Source organism: Segatella copri (assembly GCF_026015295.1).
Classification (GTDB): domain Bacteria; phylum Bacteroidota; class Bacteroidia; order Bacteroidales; family Bacteroidaceae; genus Prevotella; species Prevotella copri_C.
On record NZ_JAPDUW010000001.1, the window covers coordinates 3,319,865 to 3,333,898 of the forward strand.

Here is a 14,034-nt window from a genome sequence, read left to right on the forward strand (position 1 = left end):
AGCTTCTGCCCTTTCAGGGCGTGTGGGGGCAAAACCTTCAGGGCGTGCTGCTTCTAGTTCAATAAATGATAGAAATGAAACCTACAATCAATTGGTTTGATTGTAGGTTTTTTAATTGCTTACTAAACCGGTTGCTACTGGCATTTTTTTTGTGTTGTAACAAAAACGTTATCTTATTTATCATTTTATTTTTATTAAACATTGCTTTAGACCTAATTCAATTTTATGTTGTACTTTTGCACCCAGAAATTTTGAAATGAATATGATAATTAGATAAGAATATAAAGATGAAGCATTCATGAAAAGATGTAAAAGATGTATAGAACTATTCTTGTACTGTTGGCTCCTTATCATTTCGCTTACTTCTTGCGTTTATGATGACTATTCCAGTTGTCCGCCAAAGGATGGCCGTAGATTGGTGCGGATTAATGTAGATTGGCGTTTGTTTGATAAAGAGGTGCCTACAGGTATGACGGTCATGGTGTTTCCCTGGTCAGGTGGTGCTCCGCATACTGCCTTGACTAATGATATAACACATGCCGACTTTTTCTTGGAACCTGGAAAATATCATGTACTGGTATTCAACCAGAGTACGACCGAGTTTGGTACACTCGAATTTCAGGGAATGGACTCTTACGAGACGGCGCGAGCTCTGGTACTGCATACAACATCGCGCTGGTACTCACGTGGAGATAATGAACTGATAGGGGTTGAGCCCGAGTGGCTTGCCTCTGATAAACTCGATGAATTCGATGTTTCTGGAGACTATTCTGAGGCTACTTTAACGCCAAGGAATGTGCTTTCGCATATCCAGGTCAACGTGAAAGTTCCAGGTATAGGAAACCTGTATTCTGCGAGAGGATCCTTAACTGGTATTTCAGAAGGATTTCTGCTGGGACAGGGGAAGCCGCTTCAGAGTAGTAAGGTGACTTATCTTCTGGAGTCCTGGACGAAAACGATAGATAAGAATGACGCGACACTAGGAACGTTGACGACATCGTTTAAATGTTTTGGCCTACCAGAAACTGCCCATCCTGATGCCGAAAACAATAAGCTGTCTTTTTCAGCTTTGTTGATAGACAAAAAGACGCAGGTAGATTATCAGTTTGCGGTAGGAGATAAGTTTAAGGAAGATGAAAATTCATCGGAGTTAGGTTATTTTTCTTCTCTCCATGTTGATGTTGAGTTGCCGAAACCTTTACCTGATGTGAAGCCTTCGGAAGGAAGTTCTGGCGGTTTTGACGTCACGGTCAAGGATTGGGGTAAACCTGAGGATATTGATATGGAACTGTAGAAAAAGTGATAAGAATCAGATAAAAATAGTAAAAGATTAATAATAGATTAGTTTAATTTAAAAATCCAAAAAGATATGGATAAGAAATTCGTTATGGGTATTGCTGCAATGGCAGCGTTGACATTGGTAAGTTGTTCAAGCGATGACTTGGATAGTGTTTCAGGCAATTCTTCTAAGAATGAGGCTATCAGCTTTGATAGCTATTTGGGAAGAAGTGCAGTTGCTGTAAATGGTTCACGTGGTAGCGAGCTGAATAATACTACTCTTCAATCAAAAGGTTTTGGTGTGTTTGGTAACTATAGCACAGAAACTACAACTGCTTATGGTAATAACTTGTTTGATAACCAGCCGGTAACTTATGATAAAGCAAAATCAAAGTGGACATATTCTCCTCTTAAGTTTTGGCCATCAGATGGTCATATTGATTTCTTGGCGTATGCTCCTTATGAAGTAGGTAAGAAGTTAGAAAATACAACTATTTTTGGTTTTACTGTAGACGAAGATATTGCTAAACAGAAAGATTTGGTGTGGTCTAATGCTACGGGTAAGATAACAGCAAATGTCACTAGTCCAAAAGAGAAAGTAAAATTTAAATTTAAGCATGCTTTGTCTAGACTTGGTTATACTGTAAAGTTATCTGGAAATTATTCTTCTAATAATGTAACTTTTACATTGAAGGATATTACATTGGCAGGATCTGCTGATGGAAATACGCCAGCTTTCTATAAAACGGGTACCATAAATTTGGCTACTCAGATTACTCCTACTGTTACAGATCCTTGGACGTCAAAAGATAATACTACAAAGCTAAAATTTAATTGGTTCCATGGAAATTATAATATACCAGAACCAAAAGCAGGTACTACAGAGCCATCTTCATATCATCCTAATAAAGATGATAAAGGTAACAGAGACCAGAATGAAGATTATTTGTTTGTAATTCCACAGAATTTCTTAGATGCAGATGGAAATGGTGATAAACTTTATGTTATCGTAGAGTACGATATAACCTATAATAATGATCCAAAGACAACAATAACAAATAAGGTTTATAAGCAAATTAAACAGGACTTCAAGCGGGGTACGGCATATAAGCTTAACTTGACCCTTGGTCTTCCAATCGAATTCGATGTTACTGCTGGTGTTGATGCTGGTGTTGAAGGTTGGGGAGACGAAGAAAATATCAATATCGGTTCCAATGACAAGAATCCTTGGGATAGAGAATAATAATGAATTTAATAAATTATCATAAGATGAAGTTTCTTCGTTTAGCTTTTTATGTTTTGGTAGCACAGCTGGTATTATCTGGCTGTGCCGGCGAAGGTGTGGAAGAAACTTCATCTTCTTCATCTTCTGAAATCAACTTTGATGCTTATGTGGGTCGGAATGCTTCAACCCGTTCTAGTATAACCGATATAAAGTTTCTCCAAGGGAGTGTATGGAACGCCGGATTTGGTGTCTTTGCAAGATACGGCAATACTCATCTGATGGATAAAGAACACGTAACCTGGAGAGAAGGTCATTGGGGATATGACCATATCCGATTTTGGCCAAGTAGTGGAACTGTGGATTTCTATGCCTTTGCGCCTTATAGTCCATACGTAGCAATGGGCGGCCTACCTGATAGTCTGGTCTGGCAAGATAAAAATATTAGTCCATATACTTATATACGGTTTCCTTCTAACGACTCTCCTATAGATTTGGTATGGGCCAAACAACTAGGTCAAACTGCACCAAAATCTCCTGGTAGTAAAGTGACATTTCAATTTAAGCATGCTTTGGCTCGTTTGAGCTTTGATATCACAGCTCCGAATTTAGAAGATGGTACAGTTATAAAAGTTCAAAGGGTGAGACTATATGGCGTCTCAGATTTTAAAGGCGTCTTTGTTATGGAGGGCTATCTGAATCTTAATACGGGAGCTTGGATTCTCGCCGATAATGGTGTTAAATGGCATTATAGTTGGACACCAGAAGGCAAAAAAGCTGACATACCAGATAACGATAACGATAAAAAAGATAGTATCGTATATAAGTTAAGTTACCCTCCTGAGTTACCCAATCTAAAAAATAAAGTAACAAATGATGACGATTCTTATATCTTTATAATCCCTCAGACGAAGACCGAAGCGTTTCATCTAGCGATAACTTATACGGTAGAGCAGGGAGATTTTAAGGAAACGGTGACGGTAAAGAAAAATCTGCTAGAAGTTCTTCGGCCAGGAGTTCCTAATCCGTCTTTTACGTTTGAAAAAGGAAAAGCGTATGTCTTTCATTTGATACTTTCACTTGATCCTGTCGATTTCAGCGTAACGGTTGATGGCAAGAAGAGGGATGAGGTGACAGGTGAAATAACGATTTAATAAGGATAATCTGGAATATGAAGCGGAATATTTATAGTAAGTTATGGGTGATTTTCTTTGTCTTGATGGGTGCAGCCTGTACCAATCAAGTGGAGGATGCTATTCCTGTATCTGGTCAGCCTATCGAGTTTTCTGTGCAATCAGATTGGAAGGAAATTCACAATTCTCGCTCGAATGATAAAACGCAATTTGTCAAAGATGACGTGATTCAGATTTTCGGTTTTCATAAATCTTCTCAAGGTGCGGATGAGAATGTTCAGTTTATGTATCAGGAAGGCGATCCGACGACAGGTCAGAAAGTAAAATTCGATGGTACGAACTGGAATTATACCCCCAAGCGTTTCTGGCCTAAATATGGACTGCTAGATTTTTATGCCAGTTATCCATGCGATTCATACAACTCTTCTATTCACTATGACGTAGGAAATAAGAGGATGACTTATAACAATAATTTGACACAAGATCTGTTGTATGGCTTGGCTACCAATCGTGATTGTGCAAGTAAACGACTCGTAGAGATCTGGATGGTGCATGCCTTGGCTAAGGTGAAAATTATTTTAGACAAGTCGTCTTTGGGTGATATCGGACAAGTTATAGTCTCGGGTTACAAAACTGGCCATTTCTCTCCAATGAACAATAACTATGGAGTCCCTGTTTGGGAAATTGATGATAAAACGCCTATTAATGCTACCTTTCATAAATTTGCAGGCGAAGGATACGAAAAAGACGAAGAACTGTTTAATGAGAATTCTGTTACTGTATTTATCTTGCCGGAAAATATTACGGGACTCCAGATGTGGGATTATGGTGGTCACCTGATTGATGCTTCTGAAAAAATAAAGGATCTTAAGTTTGAAGCAGGAAAGGTATATAATCTCACGATATCAAAATCAAATGGAGTACGGAAGAAGAATACAAATAGCCGTTCTATAGCAATGTCTGTTCGTTGTGTTTCGGAATAGCGAAAAAATATCGACCTGTATGGTTGAAATTACCCAATACGCCCTGAACCAACGGTCACCGGCCGAAGGGAAAGTCACATCCAATACGCCCTGAAAGGGCAGAAGCTCCTAGCCCAGGGCATCGCCCTGGGTTATTACAGACGCAAACTTGTCGCCCTGTAAGGGCAAAAGCTTTAAAATACCTGGCAGTATACAAAGCTTTTGCCCTTACAGGGCGTCTTGTTGATTGCCATTATACCCAGGGCGATGCCCTGGGCTAGGAGCTTCTGCCCTTTCAGGGCGTGCTGCTTCTGGAGCTTTTGGGCCTTCACCTTGCCTTTGGCTATGTAATTCCCGCTATTAGGGCTTACTCGGGACTTGCACCCGTTAGACAATGCTCGTGCCGAGCATACCATAAAAAAACATTCAACATTCAACATTCAACATTCAACATTCTCTTTACGCCCCCGGCTCGCCCAGGTATTCGAAGATGGTGAATACCTGGCGGGGAGGGAAATACTGGCTATGCTCCTGGTAGCCTAAACGCTGCAGCTCGTTCCAGAGGGGCTCGCAACGCTTAATCCATCCCATGATATGACGGCGCGCTGTTGCCCCGTCGGTTGTGTCGGGAAAGTAGAGCAGACCCAGCTCGGTCTTGCTGTACATACGTTGGGGATAATTCATAAGCTTTATATTTTTTACAATCCTTCTACACCATGATCCTTAAAGAAACCTATCATCGCTGTGGTCATATAGCCACCCATGTTCATCTTCTTGTTCGAACGCCTGCAGTTGGCTATGTAATAATCCTTTCGCAGGAAGAAGTCCTCCAGGTCGCCAATCATATCTAACCTGAGATAGCCGCTCAGCTGGTCAGCCTTCTTCTCGCTCACATCATAATTGTATTGCAGCCGGAGTTTCAGTTTGCTCCGCTGTCCTCTCAGTTCGCTGCTCACTTCTGCACCCTCCGCAGTTTCGCCAGAAGTGCGACGGTCGTGCAGGGTAAAGGTGATGTGTTCGGGCAGGTGATGCTTCACTTTTTCACCCTCCTCCAGAAAGAAAGGCTTATAGGTAAGATACTGGTCGATGATGTGGTTCTGGTAAAGGCGCTTGAGGTCTTTGCAGGCAAAAGTCAGACATTTGTTGTCCAGTGCCGACCAGGTCTTGTAGTAATCTTCCCTGCCATGCATCAGTTGCTGGATATGCGCCGTTTTGCAGATGGTGAATCCCTTTGCACCCCAGCAATTCATGATGATATATAACTTGATGCTCGATGCGCTGCGGCATTGGTTGATGGCATTGAGGTCGATACGGCTGACTCCCTTGTCGAAACTGTAGAAAAACCGAATCACGTTGTTGTCGAAGCGGAATTTTACCATCCAGTTCTTGTGCCGGTCTTGGTATATCTCGCTCTTAAACAGGCATGTAAATTTCCGGTATAATGTCTGTTTTTCCAGCTTAAACGGCAGCAGGATGGGCTGGGATTCTATACGCTTGATGGCATCGCGCAATTGCGCATAATGGTGAGCACCATAAGGTAACTCCGACAGTTTCATGATGACATCGGTGTGGCCTGCAGCTCTCTGTTCTGCGGTGAAGCCATTAAAAGTCTGTGATGTTACCTGATAAGGGATCACATAGCCCAAGATGGCTTTCTGGGCATGCTTGATAATCTGCAGAACGATTTTGAGTTCTAGCACAGAATAGTTCTGGTAAGACAATCCCTGTACGCCAAGGATGGCTATCAGTTGTTTCTCTTGTTGATTTGTCAGAGGGAAGGCCTGCTGCCCGCCCTGCTGCTGTTGATTAAATTGTTCCATTATCGGTTTCTTTTAAAATTGTTAGTGGCCTGCCGATTGGGGCAAGTCTTGTTGTTGTTTATTGAAAACCGGCATGGAATTGGAGTAAGGATAACCTCGCAAGATTAATGAACAATCACAAAGGAAAGTTTTCCACCATCGCTCTTGCTATCAAAAGACCTTACTTCGCATCCATGCCGATAAATTTTCATCAAATTTATCAGGCATAGAATGCCCTGTAAGGATTACCTTTTGATCACTCACTTTTCAGGGTGGAAAATCCTACTCAATGAGCTATGTTCTAATCCTTAACCGAAAGCATTTCCCGGTGTCCTTCATCGGGAGGAGAATCACATTCTCCGCGCTTTCATGATGCAAAAGTAATATTTATTTCAGACTTATGCAAATTTTTGAAGAGAAAAAATGCATTTTAAAAGCTGATTTGTTGAAAAAAAAAATCTTTTTCCTCACGTATTACGTATAGTGTAAAAGATGTAAATGTATATATATAATATACTTGGTATAGTATAGGGAAGAAAAATCTGCATCTAACTGTCTGGTATTCAGTGCCTTGTATTTTTAAGATTCTCCCTGGTAGTCATTCGGGCATATCATAAAACTCATGATTGTCCCTGATGGTACCTGTTATTGTCCCTGATGGTACCCTCAGAAAGGCTAATTCTCCCTGGTAGTCATTGAGCACTCAAATGAGGTAAACAAACGATGTGTTTCCGTTTACCAACTGATGTGGCTGAACTGGGTTAAGGATATGGCTGCGTTGGGTTAAGGATTCGACTGAACTGGGTTACGCAGACGGCTGAACTCGCTGATTGAGCCACTTGAGTAGTCTGATTGAGCCACTTGAGTAAGCTGATTGAACCACTTGAGTAAGCTGATTGAGCCACTTGAATAAGCTGACTGAACCACTTGAATAATCTGCTGCATACGCTTGCGTGCATAAGTATACATTCAAGTTTCGCAAGTAAGCCCCACACGGCCCATACATCAGAACACCATCATGTCCCCACACGCCCTGAAAGGGCAGAAGCTCCTAGCCCAGGGCATCGCCCTGGGTTATTACGGTCACAAACCTGACGCCCTGTAAGGGCAAAAGCTTTAAAATACCAGACCATAAATAAAGCTTTTGCCCTTACAGGGCGCCTTGCTTATTGCTATTATACCCAGGGCGTTGCCCTGGGCTAGGAGCTTCTGCCCTTTCAGGGCGTGCTGCTTCTGGAGCTTTTGGGCTTTCAGGGCGTGCTGCTTCTGGAGCTTCTGCCCTTTACTTTTCCCTTCGGCCGGTGACCGTTGGTTCAGGGCGTATTGGGTAATTTCAACCGTACAGGTCGAAAAGTTTTAGAAAAAGTTATCAGATAGTATTGGGATAGCAAAATCTTTACTTTTTTACCTTTTTACTTTTAAAAATCCTAGAAAATTCTTGGCTGTTTTAAATAAAAGTTGTAGTTTTGCATTTGGAATAATATAAATCTGTATGATATGACAACATTAGCTATTTATAAATTGTGGAGTTTCTTGCAGTCCCTTTCTTTGACAGCAAGTAATGAGCGTTGGTTGGCCGAACGTCTGTTGGAGTCAGCTAATGCTAAGTCTGTTACAACTGTAAAGGAGCAAGAGAATGCGTGGGCTAACTATCAGCTTTCGCCCGAAATACTTAAGATGACGCTTAAGAATCGTAAGCAAGTTTCAGATGCGATAGATGACTCATTGTATGAATCTTTAGAAGAAAAATAAAGGACTTTAGGGATTTTGCAGAAAATGTGCAGACTCCTGCTGATTTTTTAGAATCGATATTAGTTTAAAATAAAAAATCCTAAGGCAGACCTTACGTTCAAGAAGATATTCGGCAATCATCCCGATCGATTGAAAAACCTTCTGAATACCCTTCAGTCACTCAATGAAGATGAACTGATACAACAGCATCATGTCCCCACACGCCCTGAAAGGGCAGAAGCTCCTAGCCCAGGGCATCGCCCTGGGTATTATGATATACAAACCAACGCCCTGTAAGGGCAAAAGCTTTAAAATTATGGCGCAATCCTTATCAAAGATTTACATCCATTTGATTTTCCACATCAAATCAACGAGCCCCCAAATCCGTGAAAATGATTTGGAACGACTCCATAGTTATATCGGCAAACTTGTAAAGACTGCGGGATGTACCGAGATAAAGGCTGGTGGTATAGGCGATCATGTTCATGTATTGTTCATATTATCAAAAGATGTCACGATTTCCGAAATAGTTGAGGAAATCAAGCGAAACAGCAGTAGATGGATAAAGGACCTTGATCCGGGTTATTATCATTTTTTCGCATGGCAGGGTGGTTATGCCGCATATTCCATCAGTCAATCCGTTGTGGACAAAACATCGCAATATATTGATAATCAGAAAGAGCATCACACCAAGCATTCGTTTGCAGAGGAATATAGAGCATTCTTGGAATTATATAATGTGGAATATAATGAAAAATTCGTGTTCCGGGATTAAGGAAGATTGGTGTTGTAAGGGCAAAAGCTTTGTATATTGCCAGGTATTTGAAAGCTTTTGCCCAGGTATTTTAAAGCTTTTGCCCTTACAGGGCGTCTTGCTGATTGCCATTATACCCAGGGCGATGCCCTGGGCTAGGAGCTTCTGCCCTTTCAGGGCGTGTGGGCAAAACTTACGAAAGTTCAGTTATTTAACAAGTTAGGGCGCATCCGGTCCGGATGCGCCCTTTTCCTTTGTCGTCATATTTCTTTCATTCAACACTCAACATTTAACACTCAACATTTAACATTCAACATTAAACATTCACCATTCACCATTAAACTATCCCAATACAACATTGGCAGGAACGCCGAGGTTGTGGTATATGTTTCTTGCAACATCAAAATTAATTGCACGACGTCCATGGAGAATATCACTTAATGCGGTTGTTGACACGCCTATAGCTTTTGCCGCCTCCTTTTGCTTGTAGCCTTTTTGGCGAAAAGCAACTTTGATGGCAGCTATGAGTGAAGGCTTAACTCGCCATGGATGGGGATCAACTTCGCATTCCCAATCGTAAGCAGCTTCGCTGAGGACCTTTAATTCTTCCTTTTCTACTTCGCTGAGAAAGTCCATGCCGCCCAATTGGGTGCCCTTTGCAAGCAGAGCCTCCATTCGCTCTTCAATTTCATTATATGTTTTTTCGTCTTTAATAGTCATAGTTATATATTTTTAATATCCTTAATCTTGTCATATATATCTTCATAATCGTTTATTTTTGCTGCAAAAATAGCGAAAAGTTCTCGATACAGAGAACTTTTCGCAAGAAAAGAAATAAATGTTTGCAATATTTAACTTATATGTACAGAAATCTCTTGCGGGTTTGAAAATAAAACCGTAACTTTGCGCTATAGAATTTTAAAACAGATGGTTATGAAGTACTTAGACCCTAAGGCAGACCTTACGTTCAAGAAGATATTCGGCAATCATCCTAAAAGACTGATCAGCCTTCTGAACGCCCTCCTGCCACTCAGCGAAGAAGAGCAGATACACGAGATAAAGTATCTGCCTACAGAACTTGTGCCTCAGCTCGAAGGGGGCAAGAACACCATAGTGGATGTACTCTGCACAGATGTCAGAGGCAGGAAGTTCTGCGTGGAAATGCAGATGGAATGGTCTGACGCTTTCCAGCAGCGAGTACTGTTCAATGCATCCAAGCTCTATGTGAGTCAGGCAAAAAAGGGAGGAAAATACAGCGAACTTCAACCAGTGTATTCTCTCAACCTGATAAATGATATCTTTGCGCATGATACTCCGGATTTTATCCACAACTACCGCATCGTGCACGATAAGGACAGCAATAAGGTCATCGAAGGCTTGCATTTCACCTTCATTGAACTCCCTAAGTTCACTCCTCATTCCATTGCCGATAAGCGCATGATGGTCTTGTGGCTCCGTTTCCTGACAGAAATCAATTCCAATACGAAGGATATTCCTGCCGACCTGCTTAATGACCCAGAGATTGGAAAAGCCGTAGAAGATCTTGAAGTTTCCGGCTTTACAGATGCCGAACTCCGTGCCTATGATAAATTCTGGGATTCGGTAAGTGTTGAAAGAACCCTTCTGGATGACAGATACCAGAAAGGAATGGAAGAAGGTATGGAAAAAGGCAGAACTGAAGGCATAGAAGAAGGCATGAACCAGCGAAGCCTTGAAATTGCCAGGAAGATGCTGGCAAAGGGTATGGATGAAGCGTCTATCATGGATATGACGGGGCTGACGGCTGAGGAGATAAAACTGCTGAAAGCGGAGATGTAGATTACGAATATCACCATATAATCAAGGGTCTATACGCCACCTGTTCATCGTGGCATATAGACCCTTGTCGTTTCACCGTGAGGTGCAATGTGTGCAAACGATTGCCTCTTTTTTATATCATTTCTTCTATATTCCTTATTCGGTATTCAAAAAAGAAGTATTATCTTTGCCAGCGAAAGTAAGTAACAAGATAAAAGATGATGGAAAACAGAAAGCGTGGTTATGTCTAAGGCATAACCGCGCTTCGTTTTTTGTTGTATTCTATATAAAAGTTGTAGTCAGAACGAATATCTCTTTCAGATGCTGGCTCCATCCAAAAGTTCCCGGTATTTAGCTACAGCATCCGAAATCTCGCTTATTTTGATAAATTCATCGGCTGAATGGGAACGGGAAGACTCGCCAGGACCCAGTTTGAACGAAGGGAAGTGCATCAGAGCCTGGTCGCTGAGGGTAGGACTGCCGAATGGCTTCATGCCCATGGCTACACATTTCCTGATAAGAGGATGCGCCGGGTCGATGCGGGATGACTTCAGACGGAAACTGTGGGCCTTCACCTCGCTCTTCAGGTGCTGGCAGATAAACTCGTAAACCTCCTCGTTGTCGTAGAACTCGTTGGTGCGGATATCCACAAGCATCGTACACTTATCCGGAATCACATTGTGCTGGGTTCCGGCATTCACTACGGTAAGCGTCATCTTGGTAGGGCCCAGGAACTCGCTTACCTTCTCAAACTTATAGTCACGAATCCATCGCATATCATCCAATGCCTCGTAGATAGCGTTTACTCCCTCGTTGCGGGCAGCATGACCGCTCTTTCCGTGAGCAATCACATCCAGCACCATCAGTCCCTTTTCGGCAACAGCCGGGTTCATGCCGGTAGGTTCACCTACGATGGCAAGGTCGATATGCGGAAGCAAAGGCAGGGCACGGGTAATGCCATCCTTTCCCGACACCTCTTCTTCGGCAGATGCCAGATAGATAAGATTATACTGCTGAGGCTTTGCGGTCAGCATTCTGAATATCTGGAGGAGCGAACAGAGTCCGCCGCCGCAATCGTTGCTGCCCAAACCGTAAAGTACACCCTCTTCAACATCCGGTGAAAACGGGTCGCGTGTCCATGAAGCCACAGGCTTCACGGTATCGATGTGAGCATTGAGCAGCAGGGTAGGTCGGCTCTCATCGTAATGAGGGTCGATAATCCAGATGTTGTTCGCCTCACGATGAGGTTCGAAACCATATTTGCGGATGGTCTGCTCCATGATGTCGGCAGCCTCCTTCTCGTTTCTGCTTACAGATGGGGTGGCGATGAGCTTTTTCAGCAAATCCACGGCATCGCTTACATATTCTTCTTGTGTCATCATAATCTCTCTATTTTTTGATTTTGGGGCAAAGATACGAAAAAAAGAGCAGATAAAGTGGAAAAAATATCTTTTTATTTTGTGTTCTTAACAAATTCTATTATCTTTGCATCAGAATATAAATATAAGCTTATGCAGATTAATAGTCATCTTTCGGTACTGGTACATAATCTCGCCAAGAAATGGGGAGAGAAAACTGCTTTAACTTTCAGAAAGTTTGGCAGCGACCAGTGGCAATCGGTTTCATTCAACCTCTTTTCCTTAAGAGTGAAACAAGTGAGCAATGCCCTCCTGAATCTTGGGGCTAAACCTCTTGACAAAATCGCAGTCTTCTCGCAGAACTGTGTGCATTATCTGTACACCGACTTCGGTGCGTACGGTATCAGAGTTACCTCTGTGCCTTTCTATGCCAACAGCAGCGAGCAGCAGATTCAATATATGATTAATGATGCGCAGATTCGCTTCCTCTTTGTTGGCGAACAGGAGCAGTATGACAAGGCTCACCGTATCTTTGCCCTCTGTCCATCTCTGGAGCGTATCATCATCTTCGATTCAAGCGTGCGCATCAGTACACATGACCCTGCAGCCCTCTATTTCAAGGACTTCCTGAAGCTGGGAGAGAATCTTCCTCGTCAGACAGAAGTGGAGGAACTCTACAAGCAGGCAAGTATGGATGATTTGGCTAATATCCTCTATACCAGTGGAACAACTGGAGATAGCAAGGGCGTGATGCTGACCTATAGCCAGTATTATGCTGCTTTGAAGGCAAACGATGAGTGCATTCCTGTTACCGAAAAGGACCGCGTCATCGACTTCCTTCCATTCACCCATATCTTTGAGCGTGGATGGGCATATCTCTGCTTGAGCGAAGGTGCCGAACTCATCATCAATACTTATCCTCATGAAATTCAGGAGAGTATGAGAGAGATGCATCCTACTTGTATGTGTAGTGTGCCACGTTTCTGGGAGAAGGTTTATATCGCCGTAAAGGCAAAGATGGATGATGCCGGTCCTATCCAGAAGAAACTCTTCTACCATGCCTTGGCGGTAGGAAAGAAGCGGAATATAGAATATCTGGCAAACTGCAAGCGCCCTCCTCTGACCTTGGAGTTGGAATATCAGATTATCAACAAGACCGTTTTGAGCATGGTTCGCAAGCAGTTGGGCTTGGAAAAACCGAATATCTTCCCTACAGCGGGTGCTTATGTAAGTCCGGAAGTAGAGGAGTTTGTACATGCCATCGGTATCAATATGGTGGTGGGTTATGGTCTGACCGAGAGTCTTGCCACCGTATCTTGCGATCATCTCGACAAGAAACGCAGTCTGGGTTCGGTGGGTCGTCCTATCTCCAGCATTCAGGTAAAGATAGGTGAGGATAATGAGGTGCTCCTCAAGGGCCCTACCATCACTCCGGGATATTATCATCGTGATACCACCAATGCGAAGGCATTCGACAAGGATGGATTCTTCCATACCGGTGATGCCGGCTATATGAAGGATGGCGAGCTTTATCTCACCGAGCGTATCAAGGACCTGTTCAAGACATCGAATGGTAAATATATCGCTCCGCAGCAGGTAGAATCGTTGCTCCTGGTAGATAAGTTCATCGATCAGGTGGCTGTGATTGCCGACCAGCGCAAGTTCGTATCAGCCCTCGTCGTTCCAGAGTTCCGTCTCGTGGAGGACTGGGCACGTGAGCATCATATCGCCTTCACCTGCCGTGAAGATTTGTGTGCTAACGAGAAGGTGCAGAAGATGCTGATGGACCGTATCCAGATTCTCCAGCAAAATCTGGCTTATTATGAGCAGATTAAGCGCATTACCCTCCTGGCTCACCACTTCTCTATGGAGTCGGGTGAGTTGACCAATACCTTGAAGATTCGCCGCCCTATCATCAACAAGAACTACAAGGCGGAGATTGACAAGATGTATGAGGAGTAATCTAAAGTTTAAAGTTAAAAGTTTATAGTTAAGAGTTA

At 42.8% G+C, this 14,034-nt stretch carries 12 protein-coding genes; 8 read left to right on the plus strand and 4 right to left on the minus strand.

The features are described from left to right. Positions 1-331: 331 nt before the first annotated feature. The 4 genes from ONT18_RS13905 to ONT18_RS13920 all read left to right on the plus strand — a co-directional run bounded on the left by ONT18_RS13905 (position 332) and on the right by ONT18_RS13920 (position 4,616). A complete protein-coding gene (locus tag ONT18_RS13905; RefSeq protein WP_264906233.1) occupies positions 332-1,294 on the plus strand; it encodes a DUF5119 domain-containing protein in 963 nt (320 codons plus the stop codon). Between the two features lie 75 nt (positions 1,295-1,369). Continuing rightward, a complete protein-coding gene (locus tag ONT18_RS13910) occupies positions 1,370-2,521 on the plus strand; it encodes a fimbrillin family protein (protein ID WP_264906235.1) in 1,152 nt (383 codons plus the stop codon). A gap of 2 nt (positions 2,522-2,523) precedes the next feature. Further along, positions 2,524-3,654, plus strand: coding sequence for a fimbrillin family protein (locus ONT18_RS13915; RefSeq protein ID WP_264906237.1), 1,131 nt, complete (start codon positions 2,524-2,526; stop codon positions 3,652-3,654). 17 nt (positions 3,655-3,671) lie between these two features. Next, a complete protein-coding gene (locus ONT18_RS13920) occupies positions 3,672-4,616 on the plus strand; it encodes a fimbrillin family protein (RefSeq protein WP_264906239.1) in 945 nt (314 codons plus the stop codon). Between the two features lie 438 nt (positions 4,617-5,054). Here ONT18_RS13920 and ONT18_RS13925 read toward each other — a convergent pair whose 3' ends face one another. Beyond that, entirely contained in the window at positions 5,055-5,279 is a 225-nt protein-coding gene (locus ONT18_RS13925) for a DUF4248 domain-containing protein (protein ID WP_119238599.1), read from the minus strand. Between the two features lie 14 nt (positions 5,280-5,293). Next, positions 5,294-6,415, minus strand: a complete 1,122-nt coding sequence (locus tag ONT18_RS13930) for a replication initiation protein (RefSeq protein ID WP_264906243.1) — start codon at positions 6,413-6,415, stop codon at positions 5,294-5,296. 1,476 nt (positions 6,416-7,891) lie between these two features. Here ONT18_RS13930 and ONT18_RS13935 point away from each other — a divergent pair. Beyond that, entirely contained in the window at positions 7,892-8,146 is a 255-nt protein-coding gene (locus tag ONT18_RS13935) for a hypothetical protein (protein WP_264906245.1), read from the plus strand. Positions 8,147-8,441: 295 nt separating this feature from the next. Continuing rightward, entirely contained in the window at positions 8,442-8,900 is a 459-nt protein-coding gene (locus ONT18_RS13940) for a transposase (protein WP_264906247.1), read from the plus strand. Between the two features lie 321 nt (positions 8,901-9,221). Here ONT18_RS13940 and ONT18_RS13945 read toward each other — a convergent pair whose 3' ends face one another. Then, positions 9,222-9,599 carry a helix-turn-helix domain-containing protein gene (locus ONT18_RS13945; RefSeq protein ID WP_106812019.1) on the minus strand — a complete coding sequence of 126 codons (378 nt, stop codon included), beginning with the start codon at positions 9,597-9,599 and terminating at the stop codon, positions 9,222-9,224. Positions 9,600-9,806: 207 nt separating this feature from the next. Here ONT18_RS13945 and ONT18_RS13950 point away from each other — a divergent pair, with 207 nt between their 5' ends. Continuing rightward, positions 9,807-10,697, plus strand: a complete 891-nt coding sequence (locus ONT18_RS13950; RefSeq protein ID WP_264906250.1) for an Rpn family recombination-promoting nuclease/putative transposase — start codon at positions 9,807-9,809, stop codon at positions 10,695-10,697. Between the two features lie 296 nt (positions 10,698-10,993). Here the strand turns inward: ONT18_RS13950 and ONT18_RS13955 are convergent, their stop codons facing one another. Next, complete coding sequence (locus ONT18_RS13955) at positions 10,994-12,058, minus strand: M20 family metallo-hydrolase (RefSeq protein WP_264906252.1); 1,065 nt, start codon at positions 12,056-12,058, stop codon at positions 10,994-10,996. Positions 12,059-12,187: 129 nt separating this feature from the next. Between ONT18_RS13955 and ONT18_RS13960 the strand changes: the two genes are divergently transcribed. Continuing rightward, complete coding sequence (locus ONT18_RS13960; RefSeq protein ID WP_264906254.1) at positions 12,188-13,996, plus strand: AMP-dependent synthetase/ligase; 1,809 nt, start codon at positions 12,188-12,190, stop codon at positions 13,994-13,996. Positions 13,997-14,034 lie beyond the last annotated feature (38 nt).